A 17,157-nucleotide genomic window follows, 5' to 3' on the forward strand; every position below is an offset into this window, starting at 1 on the left:
GTCCGGCTGCCTTGCTGCTGCTTGACCTGAAGAAGATGTGCCGAACCACGCAGTGAGGCGAGTCCGACCCCCACAACGGAAGGAGACTACTCTTGATGTCAACGACTCTGGCGCTGGAAATCGCGCTCGCCTGCGGCCTCGTGGCCGTGCTCTACGGGTTCATCCAGCGTGCCTGGATCCTGAAGCAGGATGCGGGCAACGCCCGCATGCAGGAGATCGCGGCCGCCATTCAACAAGGGGCCGCGGCCTATCTCTCACGCCAGTACCGCACCATCGCCATCGTCGGCGTCGTGCTCGCCATCGTCATCTTCTTCTTCCTCGGCGCCAAGACGGCCGGCGGCTACGTGCTCGGCGCGGTGCTGTCCGGCGCCTGCGGCTTCATCGGCATGAACGTGTCGGTGCGGGCCAACGTGCGCACCGCGCAGGCGGCCACCAACGGCATCGGCCCGGCGCTCAACGTCGCGTTCAAGGGTGGCGCCATCACCGGCATGCTGGTCGTCGGGCTCGGGCTGCTGGGTGTTGGCCTGTTCTACTGGTTCATCAGCGGAGGCACCGCGGCCGACCCGGCCACGCTCAAGCCGTTGCTGGGCTTCGCGTTCGGCTCGTCCCTGATCTCGATCTTCGCGCGCCTGGGCGGCGGCATCTTCACCAAGGGCGCCGACGTCGGCGCCGACCTGGTGGGCAAGGTCGAGGCCGGCATCCCCGAGGACGACCCGCGCAACCCGGCCGTGATCGCCGACAACGTGGGCGACAACGTCGGCGACTGCGCCGGCATGGCCGCCGACCTGTTCGAGACCTACGCCGTCACGCTGATCGCCACGATGACGCTGGGCGCGCTGCTGATGAGCGGCTCCGCGCTGTCGGCGGTGGTCTATCCGCTGATGCTGGGTGGGGTATCGATCATCGCGTCCATCATCGGCTGCTTCGCGGTCAAGGCGTCGCCGGGCATGAAGAACGTGATGCCCGCGCTGTACAAGGGCCTGGCGGTCGCCGGCGTGCTGTCGCTGATCGCATTCTGGTTCGTCACCAAGGCCGTGATGGCCGACGACGCGCTCGGCGCCGGCACGCAGATGCGCCTGTTCGGCGCCTGCGCGGTGGGCCTCGTGCTCACGGGCTTGCTGGTGTGGATCACCGAGTACTACACCGGCACGCAGTACGGCCCGGTGCAGCACGTCGCCAAGGCGTCGACCACGGGCCACGGCACCAACATCATCGCGGGCCTGGGCGTGTCGATGAAGTCGACCGCCTACCCGGTGCTGCTGGTGTGCATCGCGATCTACGTGTCGTACTCGCTGGCCGGCCTCTACGGCATCGCGGTGGCCGCCACGGCGATGCTGAGCATGGCCGGCATCGTCGTCGCGCTCGACGCCTACGGCCCGATCACCGACAACGCCGGCGGCATCGCGGAGATGGCCGAGCTGCCCGACAGCGTGCGCGACGTCACCGATCCGCTGGACGCCGTCGGCAACACGACCAAGGCCGTCACCAAGGGCTACGCGATCGGCTCGGCCGGCCTCGCCGCACTGGTGCTGTTCGCCGACTACACGCACGGCCTCGAAGGCCGCGGCATGCACGTCACGTTCGACCTGTCGGACTTCCACGTGATCATCGGCCTGTTCATCGGCGGCATGATCCCCTACCTGTTCGGCGCCATGGCGATGGAGGCGGTGGGTCGCGCCGCGGGGGCGGTGGTCGAGGAAGTGCGCCGCCAGTTCCGCGACATCAAGGGCATCATGGACGGTTCGGGCAAGCCCGAGTACGGCAAGGCGGTCGACATGCTGACCACCGCCGCCATCAAGGAGATGATCGTGCCGTCGCTGCTGCCGGTCGTGGCGCCGGTGCTGGTGGGCATGCTGCTCGGGCCGGCCGCACTCGGCGGCCTGCTGATGGGCACCATCGTCACCGGCCTGTTCGTCGCCATCTCGATGTGCACGGGCGGCGGCGCGTGGGACAACGCCAAGAAGTACATCGAGGACGGCCACTTCGGCGGCAAGGGCAGCGAGGCCCACAAGGCCGCGGTCACCGGCGACACCGTCGGCGACCCGTACAAGGACACCGCGGGCCCGGCCGTCAACCCGCTGATCAAGATCATCAACATCGTGGCGCTGCTGATCGTGCCGCTGCTGCCGATCACGGCGGCGACGTCGGCTGCCACCGAGCCCGCGGCCGTGGTCGCCCCGGCCGCGTCGGACATCCCGCCGACGCCGATCGCGTCGCCGCTGCCGTCGATGTCGGGCGTCAGCGCGTCGTCGCCGTCGGCCGACATGCCGGCCTCCGCGGCTTCGGCGCCGTAAGGGCCTCGCGCGCGTCACGCGCGCGCAACGCGACAGGCCGGCATCGCCGGCCTTTTTTCATGGCGCCCTGCCTCGTCTAGCCGAGCACCTCGGGATTCAATGCCGTCGGCGGCCTGCCCGCATCCGGCCCGGCGCCGAGCGCCGCCAGCAGGTTGTCCACGGCCAGGTTGGCCATCGCGCGCCGCGTCGGCACGCTGGCGCTCGCGATGTGCGGCGTCAGCACGGCGTTGCGCAGCGCGAGCAGCGCGGGATGCACCGTCGGCTCGCCTTCGAAGACATCCAGCCCGGCCGCCGCGATCGTGCCCGCAGCCAAGGCCTCGGCCAGCGCCGCGTCGTCGACCACGCCGCCGCGCGCGATGTTGGTCAGCGTCGCCGTCGGCTTCATCAGCTCGATCTGCCCGGCGCCGATGAGGTGGTGCGTCTCGGGCGTGTACGGCGTGACGATGACCAGGTGATCGACCGCGCGCAGCAGGTCCGGCAGCGCCATCCACGTCGCGCCCAGCGAGGCCTCGACGTCGGGCGCGAGGTGGCTGCGGTTGTGATACGCGACCTTCATGTCGAAGCCGCCATGCCCGCGCTTCGCGATCGCCTGGCCGATGCGACCCATGCCGAGGATGCCCAGCGTCGCGCCATGCACGTCGCCGCCGGCGAACATGTCCACGCCCCAGTGCTTCCACTTTCCCTCGCGCAGGAAGCGTTCGCTCTCGGAGATGCGGCGCGCGGTGGCCATCATCAGCGCGAAGCCGAAGTCCGCCGTGGTCTCGGTGAGCACGCCCGGCGCGTTGGTGACGACCACGCCGCGCGCCGTGCACGCCGGCACGTCGACGTTGTTGTAGCCGACGGCCATCGTGCAGACGGCCTTCAGCCGCGGGCAGGCGTCGAGCAGCGTCGCGTCGATCTTCTCGCTGCCGGTGATGAACACGCCGGCGCAGCCTTGCAGCGCGGCGATCAGCTCGGGCTGCGACAGCGGCGCCTCGCCGTCGTGCGTGCGCACGTCGAAGTGCGGACGCAGGCGGTCGATGATGTCGGGAAAGACCGGCCGGGCGATGAAGACGGTGGTTGATCTCATGAGTGGAACTTCGCGAATTCGTCGACGCTGGCGCGTGCGGTGGTCAATCGGTTGGCGACGGCGTCCGGGTCGGCGACGCCGAGCGCCATCCCGCAGACCACCATCTCGTGATCGCCCAGTTGCAGCTCGCGCTTGATCACGCGGTGGAACTGCGTGAACGCGGCCTGCGGGCAGGTGTCGAGGCCGCGGCCGCGCGCCGCGACCATGATGTTCTCGAGGAACATGCCGTAGTCCAGCCAGCTGCCCTGCGCCAGGATGCGGTCGATCGTGAAGATCAAGCCGACCGGCGCGTCGAAGAACGCGTAGTTGCGACCGTGCTGCGCGTGCATCTTGTCCTTGTCGGTCTTGCCGATCTCCAGCAGGCCGTACAGGTCCCAGCCGATCTTGCGGCGGCGGTCGATGTAGGGCGACACCCACTCGCGCGGGTAGTAGTCGTATTCCTCGGTGTGCTGCACGCGCTCGGCCGGATCGTCGTAGACCGTCTTGATCGCGTCGCTGAGGCGCTGGCGCGCCGCGCCGGTCAGCACGTGCACCTTCCACGGCTGGATGTTGGTGCCGGACGGCGCGCGCGTCGCGACCTCGAGGATCTCGCGGATCGTCGCCTCCGGAATGGGCGTCGGCAGGAAGGCGCGGATGGAGCGCCGCGAGGTGATGGCCGCATCGACGGCCGCCTGTCCATCGCTCTTGGGAAGCTCGCTCATCGGGGTTGTGTTCCTTGGGTCGGGTTGACGATCCACGACTTCAGCACCGCCTTCAACGGCTCGGGCAGCGGCACCGGCCGCCGCGTGGCGCGGTCGACGTAGACATGGACGAAATGGCCGGCGGCGGCGCTGTCGGGCGCGCCGTCGGCGAAGAGGCCGATCTCGTAGCGCACGCTTGACCGCCCGAGATGCGCGACACGCACCCCTGCGGCGACCGGCTGCGGGAACGCGATCGGCGCGAAGTAGTTGCACTGCGTCTCGACGACGAGGCCGATCACCTCGCCCTGGTGGATGTCGAGCACGCCGGCGTCCATCAGCAGGCCGTTGACGGCCGTGTCGAAGAAGCTGTAGTAGACGACGTTGTTGACGTGGCCGTAGACGTCGTTGTCCATCCAGCGCGTGGTGATGGGCCGGAAGGCCGCGTAGGCGCCGCGCGGCTCGGGGCCGCGGCGCGACGGTTCGTTGCTGCTCATCGCATCATTGTGAGCGACGAGACTCACACGGCGCTGACGTGGGCCCATGCCGACTGCGCGCGCTCGGCGATGCGCAGCGTCTGCAGGTGCACTTCCACCGTCGTCTCGACGTCATGGCCGTAGCCGCCGGCCATCAGCACCACGGCCGGGATGCCGCGCTCGGCCAGCGCCCGCAGCACGATCTCGTCGCGTGCGGCCAGGCCGCCGGTCGTCAGCTTCAGGCGGCCCAGCCGGTCGCCTTCGTGCGGATCGGCGCCGGCGACGTAGAAGACCAGGCCGGGCGGCCGCGCGGCCATTCGCCGCCAGACCTCGTCGAGTGCCGGACGCAGCGCCGCCAGGTAGACGTCGTCGGTGCAGCCGTCGGGCAGGCCAACGTCGAGGTCGCTGGGCGACTTGCGGAACGGGAAGTTGCGCTCGCCGTGCATCGAGAACGTGAACACCGTGTCGTCGTCCGCGAAGATCGCCGCGGTGCCGTTGCCCTGGTGAACGTCGAGGTCGATCACGCCCACCTGCAGCAGCGCGCGGTGGCGCCGGTGCCATTCGGCCTGCATCAGCCGAGCGGCCACGGCCACGTCGTTGAACACGCAGTAGCCCGAGCCCTGCGTCGCGTTGGCGTGGTGCGTGCCGCCGCCCAGGCTGGCGCTGACCCCGCCGTCCGGACCGTCGGACAGCGCCATGCGCGCGGCGGCGATCGTCGCGCCCACCGACCAGACCGCCCGCGTGGCCAGCGCGGGCGTCCACTCGAAACCGATCTCGCGCTGGCGCGCCGCGCTCAGCGTGCCGGCCAGCACGTCGGCGATGTAGTCGGGGTCATGCGCCAGCGCGAGCTCGCCCTCGCTGGCCGGGCCGGCGATCCGCAGCTCGATGCCGCGCGGTTCGGCCTCGACGCGACGGCGCAGAAGACCGTACTTGCCGATGGGAAAACGGTGCCCCGGCGGCAGCGGAAGAATGTGCGGGTCGAAGTGGAAAGCAATCACGGGCAGGTGTACAAACGGTGACTGTTGGAGGGATGCCCCTAAAGGATGCTGCGCTGCAGCAAGAGCGCTTGCAAAAGCCTGACGCCGCCCTATACTAGGCTTCATGTTGCACTGCAGCAAACGAGTTTGCGAAGCGCTGCAACCCTGTTTTCCACTACGAAACCCAGGAGATCCCACCCATGCTGACCGCTGAACAACTCGTCGCCGCCCAGAAGGCCAACCTCGAAACGCTGTTCGACCTGACCAACAAGGCCTTCGAAGGCGTCGAGAAGCTCGTCGAACTCAACCTGCAGGTCGCCAAGGCCTCGATGACCGAAGTCCAGGCGACGGCCACCGCCAGCCTCGGCGTCAAGGATGCCCAGGAACTGCTCGCCCTGCAAGCCGGCCTGCTGCAACCGGCCGCCGAAAAGGCCGCCGCCTACGGCCGCCACCTGTACGACATCGCCGCGTCCACCAACGCCGAAGTCTCCAAGGTCGCCGAAGCGCAGGTCGCGTCCGCCCAGGCCAAGTTCAATGGTGCCGTCGACAGCGCCGTCAAGAACGCCCCGGCCGGCACCGAGTCCGCCGCTGCCCTGGTGAAGTCGGCCATCGCCGCCGCCACCAACGCGATGGAAAGCGTGCAGAAGGCCACCAAGCAGGCTGCCGACGTCGCGGAAGCCAACTTCCAGACGCTGACCAACACGGCCGTCAAGGCCACGCAGACCACCACCAAGGCTGCCAAGAAGACGTCGGTCTGATCCTTTCAGGACGCACTTCTGAAAACCCGGCCTCGGCCGGGTTTTTTCATGGGGCCGGTGAATGCGGCATGGACGGCCGAGCGAGCGCGTCGTCCGCGGCCGCGGGCGGGAGGGTCACGCCTGGCCGCCGCGGCGAATGCCGTCGTCCTCGACCAGTTCGCCATCCTCCTTGCGGAACGCCGGCAGCTTGCGCACGGGCAGCAGCGCCAACACGGCTTCCGAGGGCCGGCAGAGCGCGGTGCCCAGCGGCGTGACGACCACGGGCCGATTCATCAGGACGGGATGCTGGACGATGAACTCCAGCAGTTGCTCGTCGCTCCAGGCCGGGTCGCCCAATCCGAGCTCCGCGTAGGGCGTGCCCTTCTCGCGCAGCAGCGCGCGCACCGGCTGTCCCGTGGCCTGGACGATCGCGCGCAAGACCTCCTTGGAGGGGGGCGTCCTGAGGTACTCGATGACGATCGGCTCGATCCCCGCATGGCGGATGAGCGCCAGCGCATTGCGCGAGGTGCCGCAGGCGGGGTTGTGATAGATCGTGACGTCAGACATGGGTGGGAACGGCATCGGGTGGGGAGGATGGGCGACGAGCTGGCTCGAACAGGCGCTGGACGGCCAGCGCCGCGGCCGCCCCGATGAACTCGGCGAGGACGAACCCCGGCGCGCTGGACGGCGCGATGCCGGTGAACGTGTCGGTCAACATGCGGCCGAGGACGGCCGCCGGATTGGCGAACGAGGTCGACGCCGTGAACCAGTAGCCCGCGCCGATCCAGGCCGCGACCATCGGCGCGCCGCGGGACGCCGGCGCGCGCAGGATGACCAGCAGCAGGCCGAACGTCGCCACGCCCTCCGCCAGGCACGCACCGAAGCCCGGACGCACCTTGGCCGACCATTGGACGATGTCCAGGCCGAACATCGCATGGGCCAGCCACACGCCCAGCACCGCGCCGGTCAGCTGTGCGCCTGCGTACGACAGCGCCTCGGAGGCCGACAACGTGCCGCGCAGCCACGCCACGAACGAGACGGCCGGGTTGAAGTGCGCCCCGGACGCGGCCGCGAACAGCTCGATGAGCACATAGAGCCCCGCGACGGTCGCGAGGGTGTTGGCCAGCAACGCGATGGCCGCGTTGCCACCCGCCAGCCGCTGCGCCATCACGCCCGAGCCGACGACGATCGCGAGCAGGAGTGCCGTTCCGAGACCCTCGGCCAGCAGTTTCCGGTGCAGCGCCATGTCAGCAGCAGGATCGGCCCGCGGGCGCGGGCGCCGCGCAGCAGGCGGCAGCTTCTTGCTGACGGGGTTGGCCGAAGGTCGGGATGCTGCCCAGCGTGCGGAACTGCTCCCAGGCCACGCCGTCCGGATCGGTCAGCCAGTGCTTGTCGCTGCGCGCATAGCAGCACGCGGTCTCGCCCTCGTCGAGCAGCGCCATGTCGGCGGCCTGCGCTCGCGCCTTGAGTTCGGCGAGTTCCTCGTCGGTGTCGGTCTGGAAGCCGAGATGGTCGACGCCCGGCTCGCTGCCGCGCGTGCTGATGGCGAAGTTCAGGCGGGGATCCTCGATGTGCCACTTGGCGTAGTCGGCCTCCAGCCGGATGGGCGGCTGCGCGAACATCTTCGAGTAGAACGCGACGCTGGCCGACAGGTCGCCGACGTGCAGGTGGACATGGAAACGCTTCATCCTCGACTCCTTCGATGGGTGGATCAGCAGGCGCAGGACGCCTGCGCAGGTGCGGCGCAGGCTGCGCCGGCACAGCAGTTCTCGGTGAGATAGCCCAGCAGGTCGTTCATGCGCTCGAACGCCGCGTGGTAGGTCACGAACTGCTTCGCCTGCACGCGGGTCACGAGGCCGGCGGCCAGCAGTTCCTTGGTGTGGAACGCCAGGTTGGTCGGGCCCACGCCCACGGCCTCCGCCAGCGCCTTCTGGGACAGCCCCGCGGGGCCCGCGACGACGAGCGCACGGAACGCCCCGAGGCGGACGGGATGCGCCAACGCCGCGAGGGCCTGGACGGTTTCGATTGAATCCATGAATTCAAGAATACTTGAATTAAATGCGGAAGGCAAGCCGGAAATGGCGCCGATGGCGCGCGGGCGCCGCCGTCAAGCGGCGCGACACCCGCAGCCCCAATCCGGCCGGCTCGCCCTCTCAGCGCACCACCGGCACCTGCATCGCGACCTTCGCCTTGATCTGCGGCAGCATCGCCAGTGCCGCCTCGCGGCCAGCCTCGATGTTCTTCTTGCGCACGGTGAAGTCGGTGCCGGCCACGCCCACGAGTCGCGGATGCAGCGCGATCTCGGCTTCCTTCAGCTCCAGCTCGTTGATGCTGCGGCTCATGATGGAGAAGGTCTGCAGCAGCATGTGCAGCGCGTTGCTGGTGTCGCCGCCGTCGGGCAGCTGCGAGATGTCGACCGCGATGATCACGTCGGCGCCCATGTCGCGCGCCGCGCGCACCGGCACGGGCGACGTCAGGCCGCCGTCGACGTACTCGTGCGTGCCGAGCTTGACCGGCTGGAAGACCGCCGGCACCGCGCTGGAGGCGCGCACCGCGGTGCCGACGTCGCCGCGGCGGAACAGGATGGGCTTGCCGCTGTCGAGGTCGGTGGCGACGATGCCCAGCGGGATCTTCATCTGCTCGAGCGGCTTGTTGCCGGTGGCCTCGCGCACGTAATGCGCCAGCGCCTCGCCGCGGATCAGGCCCCGGCCGGGGAAGGACCAATCGGTCAGCGCCGACTCGTCCATGCCGATCGCGATGTTCTCCAGCTCCTTGCCGGTGCGGCCCGACGCGTACAGCGCGGCCACGAGGCTGCCGGCAGAGGTGCCGGTGACGATGTCCGGGTGGATGCCGTTCTCTTCCAGCACCTCGATCACGCCGATGTGCGCGAAGCCGCGGGCGGCGCCGCCGCCGAGCGCCAGCGCGACGCGCGGCGGGCGCATGGGCCTGGGCGGCGGCACGACCGCCTCGGAAACGACCGGGGCCGAGGCCGGTGCCGGGCAGGCAGCGAGGGGCGCCGTGTCGGGCCGCGTCGGCAGCGTCGCGCCGCAGGCGGCGAGGAGCACCGAGGCGACGACGACCAGGATTCCGGCCGGAAAACGAATTTCCATATTCCTCACAAGCATGATTCCATAGAAAAATTGTAGTTCTCGTTATGAAGGAGGCTCATTACATTGTCTCTTCAATAGGGCCGGTGCGAGCGTCTCCGGTCGAGCAACGAGAAGACAACGATGTATCAGTACACCGAATTCGACCGCCAGTTTGTACGCGCCCGTGCCGCGCAGTTCCGTGACCAGCTGGAGCGCAACCTGGCAGGCGAGCTGGGCGACGACGAGTTCCGTCCGCTGCGCCTGCAGAACGGCTGGTACATCCAGCGCCATGCGCCCATGCTGCGTGTCGCGATCCCGTACGGCGAACTCGCGAGCCGCCAGCTGCGCCAGCTGGCGCGCATGGCCAAGGAGCTGGACCGCGACTTCCTGCACTTCACGACTCGCCAGAACGCGCAGTTCAACTGGATTCCGATCGAGAAGTCGGCCGATGCGATGGATTTGCTAGCCGATGTCGACATGCACGGCATCCAGACCTCGGGCAACTGCATCCGCAACATCACCTCCGACGTGTTCGCCGGCATTGCGCCCGACGAGATCGTCGATCCCCGCCCTTACTGCGAGTTGCTGCGTCAATGGAGCACGTTGCAGCCGGAATTCGCGTTCTTGCCGCGCAAATTCAAGATCGCGGTGAGCGGCGCGGCAGAAGACCGCGCGGCCATCGCCTGGCATGACATCGGCCTCCAGCTGCGCAAGAACGAGGCGGGCGAGGTCGGCTTCAAGGTGCTTGTCGGCGGCGGCATGGGCCGCACGCCGGTCATCGGCTCGGTGGCCACCGAGTTCCTGCCGTGGAACCAGATCCTGGTCTACATCGAGGCGATCGTGCGCGTCTACAACCGCTTCGGCCGCCGCGACAACGCCTACAAGGCGCGCATCAAGATCCTCGTCAAGGCCGAAGGCCAGAAGTTCTTCGACCAGGTCGACGAGGAATACCGCAAGATCCTGGCGGACGATGTCGGCGGCACCGCGCACATCATCCCGCAGGCCGAGTTCGACCGCGTCGCCGCGTTCTTCACGCGTCCCGAGAAGGTGCGCCCGGCCATCGGCGGCTTCGATCCGAACCGCACCGGCGCCGCGCCCGTGCCCTTCCTGCGCTGGCTCGACCGCAACGTGCACGCGCACCAGGTGGAGGGCTATCGCGCCGTCACGCTGTCGTTGAAGCGCGCGGGGCTGCCGCCCGGCGACGTCACGTCGCAGCAGATGGAGGCCGCGGCGACGATGGCCGACCGCTACTCGCTGGGCGAGCTGCGGGTCTCGCACGACCAGAACCTGATCCTGCCGTGGGTGCGCGAGGCCGACCTGCGCGCCGTCTGGCACGCGGCGCAGGACGCCGGCTTCGCCACGCCCAACATCGGCCTGCTGACCGACATGATTGCCTGCCCCGGCGGCGACCTGTGCGCGCTGGCCAACGCCCGCTCGCTGCCCATCGCGGCCGCCATCACCGAGCAGTTCGACGACCTCGACGCGCTGCTGGACCTCGGCGACATCGACCTGCACATCAGCGGCTGCATGAACTCCTGCGGCCACCACCACACCGGCCACATCGGCGTCCTCGGCATCGACAAGGACGGGGCCGAGTGGTACCAGGTCAGCGTCGGCGGCTCCGACGGCAGCACGCTCAGCGGCGCGTCGGTGCCGGCCAAGGTGATCGGCCCGTCGTTCGCGGCCGAGGAAGTGCCCGCGGTGATCCAGGCCCTGATCGACACCTTCCGCGCGCAGCGCGCCGCCAACGAGCGCTTCGTCGATACGGCACGCCGTATCGGCATCGCCCCTTTCCGCCAGGCCACCGACGCCGTGCGTCGCGAAACGGCTGTGGCCGCATGAGCAGGAACAACCCAATGAAATTCATCGACCGCCACAACGACGCCTGGCTGCTGCTGCCGGACTCCGAGATCGCCGGCCCGGCGCCGCATCGCCTGCTCACGCTCACGCAATGGGAGGCCGTGCGCGACGCCTGGTGCGCCGACGTGCCGGTGGGCGTGCTGCTGCCCAACACCGCCGACGTCGAGGACCTGAAGGGCGACCTGCCGCGCATCGCGCTCGTCGCCCTCGAGTTCCCGAAGTGGGTCGACGGCCGCGCCTACTCGCAGGCCCACGTGCTGCGCGCGCGCCTGCGTTACGCGGGCGAGATCCGCGCCACCGGCGAGGTCGTCGTCGACATGATGCCGCTGCTGCAGCGTTCCGGCTTCGACGCCGTGGTGCTGCGCGAGGGCGAGCGCCAGAGCTCGGCGGAACGCGCGCTGGGCTTCTTCCCGGCGGGCCACTATCAAGGCGACGTGCCGCAGCCGAAGCCGCTGTTCGCGCGCAAGGCGGCGTGACATGACGGTCTCCGAGATCTCGAACTTCTCGTCGCTGCAGGCGCCGGCCAAGGCGTCGGCGATCGCGCTGTATGCGCGCCCCAGCGCCCACTTCGCCGCCAAGCTCGACGCCACCATCGAGCTGCTGCGCGCCGCCGCGCAGGATCACCGCGGCGCCATCGTGCAGGCCACCAGCCTCGGCGCGGAGGACATGGTCGTCACCGACCTGATCGCGCGCCTGGGCCTGCCCGTCGCGATCGGCACGCTGGAGACGGGCAAGCTGCACCCGCAGACATCCGCGCTGATCCCGCGCATCGAGCAGCGCTACGAACTGCCCGTGGAGGTCTATCGGCCGCGCGAGGAGCAGGTCGTCCACTTCGTGCGCAAGAACGGCGAGGACGCGATGTACCGCAGCCTCGAGCTGCGCAAGGGCTGCTGCAGCGTGCGCAAGATGGAGCCGCTTGGCCGCATGCTCGAAGGCCGCACCGCGTGGGTCACGGGCCTGCGCCGCGAGCAGTCGAACAACCGCGGCACGGTGCCGTTCATCGAGACCGAGGCCAACGGCCGCACCAAGGTCAATCCGCTGGCCGACTGGACGTGGAACGACGTCTGGCACTACATCGCGTCGCACGACGTGCCGTACAACCCGCTGCACGACGAGTTCATGCCCAGCATCGGCTGCGAGCCGTGCACGCGCGCGATCGCCGTCGGCGAGGATTTCCGCGCCGGCCGCTGGTGGTGGGAAGACGAGGCCGCCAAGGAATGCGGCCTGCACGCCACCAAGACCGCCGAGACCGCCGCGGCCTGATCGTCGACCGCCCGGCATCCTTCCTGCTGCTTGCAGGGGGATGCGTGCTGCACTACCGTCTCACACCATGACCCGAGTGACCATCGTGGGCGCCGGCCCCGGATCCGCCGACCTCATCACGCTGCGCGGCGCGCGCGCGCTGGCCAGCGCGCGCGTCGTGCTGCACGACGCGCTGATCGACCCCGCGCTGCGCGAGATGGCGCCGCAGGCCGAGTGGATCGACGTCGGCAAGCGCGGCTTCTGCGACTCGACCGCGCAGGCGCGCATCAACGCGCTGCTGGTGCAGCACGCGCGCGCCGGCGGGCATGTCGTGCGGCTCAAGGGCGGCGACCCGAGCGTGTTCGGGCGCCTCGACGAGGAGCTCGAGGCGCTGGCCGAGGCCGGCATCGCCTGCGAGGTCGTGCCGGGCGTGACCGCCGCGATCGCCGCGGCCGCCGACCTGAAGCGCCCGTTGACGCGCCGCGGCTCGGGGCGCAGCGTCGCGCTCAGCACGGCGATGACGCGCGCGGGCCAGCTGGTTGCCACGCGCGGCGCCGACACCGAGGTCTTCTACATGGCCGGCCGCCAGCTGGCCGCGCTGTCGCGCCGTCTCGTCGGTGCCGGCTGGCCGGCCGACACGCCAGTCGCAGTCGTGTCGCGCGCCGGCTGGCCCGACCAGCACGGCAGCGACCATCGCGTCGACACCCTGCCCGAGGCCGTCGTGCTCCACGGGGGCCGCCCGACGGTGGTCATCGTGGGCGTCGGCGCGACGGCGGTGACTGTCGCATCATCGTCCGCACTCGACAGCATCCCCTTCGCGCCGCTGCCGGCGGCCTCCAAGCCTTAGAATCGCCGTCTGCTCCAGCCTTTCGCCACGCATCCGTTGCCATGACCCACGTCGTTACCGAAGCCTGTATCCGTTGCAAGTACACCGATTGCGTGGACGTGTGCCCCGTCGACTGCTTCCGCGAGGGCCCCAACTTCCTGGCGATCGACCCGGACGAGTGCATCGACTGCGCGGTGTGCATCCCCGAGTGCCCGGTCAACGCGATCCTGCCCGAGGAAGACGTGCCGGCCGACCAGCTCGCGTTCATCAAGATCAACGCCGACCTGGCCAAGAACTGGCCCAGCATCACCAAGCGCAAGCCCGCGCTGCCCGATGCCGACGAGTGGAAAGACAAGAAGGACAAGATCGGCGAGCTGATCCGCTGATCGTCCGCCGGCTCGAACGTCCGCGATGGCCTCGCCGATCCAGACCGATGCCCTGATCATCGGCGCGGGCCCCGCGGGCCTGTTCCAGGTCTTCGAGCTGGGGCTGCGCGAGATCTCCTCGCATGTCGTCGACGCCCGGCCCTTCGCGGGCGGCCAGTGCGTCGAGCTCTACGGCGACAAGCCGATCTACGACATCCCCGCGCTGCCCGCCTGCACGGGCCGCGAGCTGACCGAGCGGCTGCTCGAACAGATCAGGCCGTTCGCGACCACGTTCCACTTCGACCAGCTGGTAAGCCACATCGCGCGCGGCGACGACGGTCGTTTCGACGTGCGCACGCGCGCCGGGTTGCACTTCGATTGCGGCGCCATCGTGCTGGCCGCGGGCGTCGGCGCCTTCGTGCCGCGCACGCTGAAGGTGGCCGGGCTCGACGCGTTCGAGGGCCGGCAGCTGTTCCATCACGCGGACCGTGTGCCGGCCGAGGCGCTCGAAGGCAAGCAGGTGCTCGTCTCGGGCGCGACCGAGCAGGCGCTCGCCTTCGCCGCGCGCCTGTGCGACGCGGTCGCGCGCCGCGCGCCCGGCGCGCCCGCGCGCGTGACGCTGATCCACCGCCGCGACGCCTTCGACGCCGCCGACGACACCGTCGCCGCCTTCCGCACGGCCTGCAGCGCCGGCGCGCTGCACTTCGTGGCGGGCCAGCCCACCGGCCTGCAGGTCGACGGCGATCGGCTCACCGGGCTGACGCTGCTCGACGCGACGGGCGCGACCGTCTCGCTGCCGGTCGACACCGTCGTCGTGCTGCAGGGCCTGTCGCCCAAGCTCGGCCCGCTCGCCGACTGGGGCCTCGCGCTCGAACGCCGCCAGGTGCAGGTGGAGACCGCGAAGTTCCAGACCAGCGTGCCGGGCCTGTTCGCCATTGGCGACGTCGTGCACTACCCGGGCAAGCAGCGGCTGATCCTGTCGGCCTTCCACGAGGCCACGCTGGCCGCCGCGGGCGTCGCGGGGCACCTGATTCCGGGCGACGACGGGCCGCTCGAATACACCACCAGCAGCCCGCGCATCCACAAGCTGCTGGGCGTCTGACTCGTCGCGACGCCGCGTTTGCGGCACAATTGCATCCGCTCGCCGCAGTTCCGCGGTGGGTTTCGCTAGGGGTGCTGGCCGAGAGGCTGGCTGAGAAAGTCCCTTTGAACCTGATTGGCCGTGCAAGCGGCCAGGTCGGCAGCCGCCGATCCGAGGTAATCCTCGCGCAGGGAAGCGGTCGCACTGCAGGGACCTCTCGCGTCCCCGATCCCGACTCCGTTCCCCTGCCATCGCTTTGAAAGAGCTCGATGGCTTCCATCTTCCGTTCCCGTTCCAAGCTCACGCCGCTCGCCGCGGCCGTCTTCGCCCTCGCCAGCTCCGCGCGCGCCGACGATGCCCCGGCCGTGCAAAGCGTGCAGATCACCGCGCGCAGCACGGCCGACAGCGCCGGCGTCACCGGCTTCTCGCAGCCGCTCTCGCGCACGCCGATCCAGGCCGACGTCATCGATCCGAAGACGCTGGCCGACATCGGCGCCCTCTCGCTGTCCGACCTCACGCGCATCGACGCCAGCATCACCGACTCGTACAACGCCGTCGGCTACTGGACGACGTTCACGGTGCGCGGCTTCCAGGTCGACAACCAGCGCAACTTCCGCCGCGACGGGCTGCCGATCAACGCGGAGACCTCGCTGCCGCTCGAGAACAAGTCCGACGTCGAGGTGCTCAAGGGCCTCAGCGGCATGCAGTCCGGCACCAGCGCGCCGGGCGGCATCGTCAACCTGGTCGTCAAGCGGCCCGACGTCGACCTGCGCAGCGCGTCGCTGCTGTGGTCGCAGAACGGCACCTATGGCGTCGCGGCCGATCTCAGCCAGCGCTTCGGCGAGCAGCGCCAGTTCGGCGCGCGCCTGAACCTGTCGGCGACGCGACTCGACCCGAACTATCGCGACGACAAGGGCCACAAGCAGACGGCGTCGCTGGCCACCGACTGGCGCATCGCCGACGGCAGCCTGCTGGAGCTCGAGTTCGAGCACAGCCTGCAGTCGCAGCCCAGCGTGCCGGCGTTCAGCACGTTCGCGGGCGTCGTGCCCGATCCGCACACGATCGATCCGCACATCAACCTCAACGACCAGCCGTGGTCGCTGCCGGTCGTCCTGCAGGGCAACACGATGTCGCTGAGATTCACGCAGGCGCTCGCGCCCGACTGGCAGGTGAAGGTGCAGGCGCTGCAGCAGCGGCTGGTCAGCAACGACCACCTCGCCTTCGCGTACGGCCTCTACGACCCGACCGGCACCACCTGCGACCCATACTGCAACACCTTCGGCCCGAACGGCCAGTACTCGATCTGGGACTTCCGCAGCGACGACGAGCGCCGCCAGACGCGCGACCTCGACGTGTCCGTGGACGGCAAGTTCACCACCGGCCCGCTGCGGCACGCGGCGACCGCGGGCGTGCTCGAGACCACGTTCACCGGCCGTTTCAACGACGAGGCCTACAACATCGCCGGCACCGGCACCAGCGACGGCCTGACCTTCGTTCCGCCCGCGCCGACGCCCGACGTGCCCAACACGAATCGCACCGAGCGCAGCACCGAGCTCTACCTGCGCGACTCGATCGAGCTGCCCGCCGACTGGGCAGCCTGGGTCGGCGTGCGCCACACGCGCCTGCATCGCGCGACGGCGCAGACCGCGAGCGGCGATCCGACGCAGGACACCGACTACCGCCAGTCGTTCACCACGCCCTGGGTCGCGCTGAGCAAGCAGCTGACGCCGCAGGACATGGTCTATCTCAGCTGGGGCGAAGGCGTCGAGAGCAATGTCACGCCCAACCTGGCGATCTACAAGTACCCGGGCCAGGTGCAACCGTCGACGCTGAGCCGCCAGTGGGAGGCCGGCTTCAAGCACGCGAGCGGCACGGATCAGTGGGGCCTGGCGGCGTACGACGTCGAGCAGCCGCAATACACGGACATCGCCGTCGATCCGGCCAAGGATGCGAGCCCCGACAACCCGCTGCTGCACCTGCGCGACGGCGTCGTGCGCTCGCGCGGGCTCGAGGGCGAGGCGCAGACGCGCGTGGGCGCGCTGACGCTGCGCGCGAGCGCGATGCTGCAGCACGTGCGCCGCGAGGGCTCCAGCGATCCGACAGTCGGCGCGATCCCGACGAACGTCCCGAGCCGCTCCGTCAAGCTGCTCGCCGACTACGCCATCGCGCCGGTGCCCGGCCTGAGCGTGCTCGCGAACATGGCCTACGAAGGCCCGCGCGAGGTCTTCCCCGACGACTCCGCCCGGATCCCCGGCTGGACGCGCTACGACCTCGGCGCGCGCTACACGCAGTCGATGGGCAACAGCACGCTGGTGTGGCGCGCGGGGGTCGACAACCTGTTCGATCGCCGCGCCTGGCGCGAGGCTCCGTACCAGTACGAACACGCGTATCTTTTCCCCCTCGAGCCGCGTACTTTCCACGCATCACTCGAAGCAAAGTTTTGACGTTTCCAAAAAACTGGCTA

At 69.7% G+C, this 17,157-nt stretch carries 18 protein-coding genes; 9 read left to right on the forward strand and 9 right to left on the reverse strand.

Annotation, left to right across the window (positions count from 1 at the left end):
• Nucleotides 1–95: 95 nt before the first annotated feature.
• Nucleotides 96–2,294 (forward strand): sodium-translocating pyrophosphatase, encoded by a 2,199-nt coding sequence (locus LPC04_RS15980; RefSeq protein ID WP_275683252.1) that lies wholly within the window; start codon nt 96–98, stop codon nt 2,292–2,294.
• A gap of 76 nt (nt 2,295–2,370) precedes the next feature.
• Here LPC04_RS15980 and LPC04_RS15985 read toward each other — a convergent pair whose 3' ends face one another.
• The 4 genes from LPC04_RS15985 to LPC04_RS16000 are packed head-to-tail and all read right to left on the reverse strand — an operon-like array spanning nt 2,371 to nt 5,514.
• The gene (locus tag LPC04_RS15985) at nt 2,371–3,363 is read right to left on the reverse strand and encodes a 2-hydroxyacid dehydrogenase (protein WP_275683253.1); all 993 of its coding nucleotides are present in this window, start codon (nt 3,361–3,363) and stop codon (nt 2,371–2,373) included.
• A complete protein-coding gene (locus tag LPC04_RS15990; protein WP_275683254.1) occupies nt 3,360–4,064 on the reverse strand; it encodes a nitroreductase in 705 nt (234 codons plus the stop codon). Before LPC04_RS15990 ends, LPC04_RS15985 begins: the two co-directional genes overlap by 4 nt.
• Nucleotides 4,061–4,537, reverse strand: a complete 477-nt coding sequence (locus tag LPC04_RS15995) for an acyl-CoA thioesterase (protein ID WP_275683255.1) — start codon at nt 4,535–4,537, stop codon at nt 4,061–4,063. The genes LPC04_RS15990 and LPC04_RS15995 overlap by 4 nt, the downstream gene beginning before the upstream one ends.
• A 23-nt stretch (nt 4,538–4,560) precedes the next feature.
• Nucleotides 4,561–5,514, reverse strand: a complete 954-nt coding sequence (locus LPC04_RS16000) for a histone deacetylase family protein (RefSeq protein WP_275683256.1) — start codon at nt 5,512–5,514, stop codon at nt 4,561–4,563.
• Between the two features lie 179 nt (nt 5,515–5,693).
• Between LPC04_RS16000 and LPC04_RS16005 the strand changes: the two genes are divergently transcribed.
• Nucleotides 5,694–6,251 (forward strand): phasin family protein, encoded by a 558-nt coding sequence (locus tag LPC04_RS16005; RefSeq protein WP_275683257.1) that lies wholly within the window; start codon nt 5,694–5,696, stop codon nt 6,249–6,251.
• Nucleotides 6,252–6,365: 114 nt separating this feature from the next.
• Here LPC04_RS16005 and arsC read toward each other — a convergent pair whose 3' ends face one another.
• From arsC to LPC04_RS16030, 5 genes are all read right to left on the reverse strand, one after another.
• Nucleotides 6,366–6,797 carry an arsenate reductase (glutaredoxin) gene (gene arsC / locus LPC04_RS16010; protein ID WP_275683258.1) on the reverse strand — a complete coding sequence of 144 codons (432 nt, stop codon included), beginning with the start codon at nt 6,795–6,797 and terminating at the stop codon, nt 6,366–6,368.
• A complete protein-coding gene (locus LPC04_RS16015) occupies nt 6,790–7,476 on the reverse strand; it encodes an aquaporin (protein ID WP_275683259.1) in 687 nt (228 codons plus the stop codon). The genes arsC and LPC04_RS16015 overlap by 8 nt, the downstream gene beginning before the upstream one ends.
• Before the next feature lies 1 nt (nt 7,477).
• Nucleotides 7,478–7,918, reverse strand: a complete 441-nt coding sequence (locus LPC04_RS16020) for an ArsI/CadI family heavy metal resistance metalloenzyme (RefSeq protein WP_275683260.1) — start codon at nt 7,916–7,918, stop codon at nt 7,478–7,480.
• 23 nt (nt 7,919–7,941) lie between these two features.
• Nucleotides 7,942–8,265, reverse strand: coding sequence for an ArsR/SmtB family transcription factor (locus tag LPC04_RS16025; protein ID WP_275683261.1), 324 nt, complete (start codon nt 8,263–8,265; stop codon nt 7,942–7,944).
• 118 nt (nt 8,266–8,383) lie between these two features.
• Nucleotides 8,384–9,340, reverse strand: a complete 957-nt coding sequence (locus LPC04_RS16030) for a patatin-like phospholipase family protein (protein ID WP_275683262.1) — start codon at nt 9,338–9,340, stop codon at nt 8,384–8,386.
• A gap of 120 nt (nt 9,341–9,460) precedes the next feature.
• On the opposite strand from LPC04_RS16030, the gene LPC04_RS16035 reads away from it, so the two are divergent.
• The 7 genes from LPC04_RS16035 (at nt 9,461) to LPC04_RS16065 (ending at nt 17,137) form a co-directional block, all read left to right on the forward strand.
• Complete coding sequence (locus LPC04_RS16035) at nt 9,461–11,161, forward strand: nitrite/sulfite reductase (RefSeq protein ID WP_275683263.1); 1,701 nt, start codon at nt 9,461–9,463, stop codon at nt 11,159–11,161.
• 14 nt (nt 11,162–11,175) lie between these two features.
• The gene (locus LPC04_RS16040) at nt 11,176–11,655 is read left to right on the forward strand and encodes a DUF934 domain-containing protein (protein ID WP_275683264.1); all 480 of its coding nucleotides are present in this window, start codon (nt 11,176–11,178) and stop codon (nt 11,653–11,655) included.
• Between the two features lies 1 nt (nt 11,656).
• A complete protein-coding gene (locus LPC04_RS16045) occupies nt 11,657–12,442 on the forward strand; it encodes a phosphoadenylyl-sulfate reductase (protein ID WP_275683265.1) in 786 nt (261 codons plus the stop codon).
• Between the two features lie 67 nt (nt 12,443–12,509).
• On the forward strand, nt 12,510–13,268 hold the full coding sequence (cobA, locus tag LPC04_RS16050; RefSeq protein WP_275683266.1) for a uroporphyrinogen-III C-methyltransferase: 759 nt from the start codon (nt 12,510–12,512) through the stop codon (nt 13,266–13,268).
• Nucleotides 13,269–13,309: 41 nt separating this feature from the next.
• Entirely contained in the window at nt 13,310–13,633 is a 324-nt protein-coding gene (fdxA, locus tag LPC04_RS16055) for a ferredoxin FdxA (protein WP_275683267.1), read from the forward strand.
• Nucleotides 13,634–13,658: 25 nt separating this feature from the next.
• Nucleotides 13,659–14,714 carry an NAD(P)/FAD-dependent oxidoreductase gene (locus LPC04_RS16060; protein WP_275683268.1) on the forward strand — a complete coding sequence of 352 codons (1,056 nt, stop codon included), beginning with the start codon at nt 13,659–13,661 and terminating at the stop codon, nt 14,712–14,714.
• Between the two features lie 248 nt (nt 14,715–14,962).
• A complete protein-coding gene (locus LPC04_RS16065; RefSeq protein WP_275683269.1) occupies nt 14,963–17,137 on the forward strand; it encodes a TonB-dependent siderophore receptor in 2,175 nt (724 codons plus the stop codon).
• The last annotated feature ends 20 nt before the right edge of the window (nt 17,138–17,157 follow it).

It is taken from the genome of Scleromatobacter humisilvae, assembly GCF_023231945.1.
GTDB lineage: Bacteria > Pseudomonadota > Gammaproteobacteria > Burkholderiales > Burkholderiaceae_C > Scleromatobacter > Scleromatobacter humisilvae.

Bases quoted from the DNA above. Each gene is read 5' to 3' on its own strand.
- LPC04_RS15980 (WP_275683252.1), top strand. From the start codon at position 96: ATGTCAACGACTCTGGCGCTGGAAATCGCGCTCGCCTGCGGCCTCGTG.
- LPC04_RS16005 (WP_275683257.1), top strand. From the start codon at position 5,694: ATGCTGACCGCTGAACAACTCGTCGCCGCCCAGAAGGCCAACCTCGAA.
- arsC (WP_275683258.1), bottom strand. From the start codon at position 6,797: ATGTCTGACGTCACGATCTATCACAACCCCGCCTGCGGCACCTCGCGC.
- LPC04_RS16030 (WP_275683262.1), bottom strand. From the start codon at position 9,340: ATGGAAATTCGTTTTCCGGCCGGAATCCTGGTCGTCGTCGCCTCGGTG.
- LPC04_RS16025 (WP_275683261.1), bottom strand. From the start codon at position 8,265: ATGGATTCAATCGAAACCGTCCAGGCCCTCGCGGCGTTGGCGCATCCC.
- LPC04_RS15995 (WP_275683255.1), bottom strand. From the start codon at position 4,537: ATGAGCAGCAACGAACCGTCGCGCCGCGGCCCCGAGCCGCGCGGCGCC.
- LPC04_RS16035 (WP_275683263.1), top strand. From the start codon at position 9,461: ATGTATCAGTACACCGAATTCGACCGCCAGTTTGTACGCGCCCGTGCC.
- LPC04_RS16015 (WP_275683259.1), bottom strand. From the start codon at position 7,476: ATGGCGCTGCACCGGAAACTGCTGGCCGAGGGTCTCGGAACGGCACTC.
- LPC04_RS16040 (WP_275683264.1), top strand. From the start codon at position 11,176: ATGAAATTCATCGACCGCCACAACGACGCCTGGCTGCTGCTGCCGGAC.
- LPC04_RS16045 (WP_275683265.1), top strand. From the start codon at position 11,657: ATGACGGTCTCCGAGATCTCGAACTTCTCGTCGCTGCAGGCGCCGGCC.
- LPC04_RS16020 (WP_275683260.1), bottom strand. From the start codon at position 7,918: ATGAAGCGTTTCCATGTCCACCTGCACGTCGGCGACCTGTCGGCCAGC.
- LPC04_RS16065 (WP_275683269.1), top strand. From the start codon at position 14,963: ATGGCTTCCATCTTCCGTTCCCGTTCCAAGCTCACGCCGCTCGCCGCG.
- LPC04_RS16060 (WP_275683268.1), top strand. From the start codon at position 13,659: ATGGCCTCGCCGATCCAGACCGATGCCCTGATCATCGGCGCGGGCCCC.
- fdxA (WP_275683267.1), top strand. From the start codon at position 13,310: ATGACCCACGTCGTTACCGAAGCCTGTATCCGTTGCAAGTACACCGAT.
- LPC04_RS15985 (WP_275683253.1), bottom strand. From the start codon at position 3,363: ATGAGATCAACCACCGTCTTCATCGCCCGGCCGGTCTTTCCCGACATC.
- cobA (WP_275683266.1), top strand. From the start codon at position 12,510: ATGACCCGAGTGACCATCGTGGGCGCCGGCCCCGGATCCGCCGACCTC.
- LPC04_RS15990 (WP_275683254.1), bottom strand. From the start codon at position 4,064: ATGAGCGAGCTTCCCAAGAGCGATGGACAGGCGGCCGTCGATGCGGCC.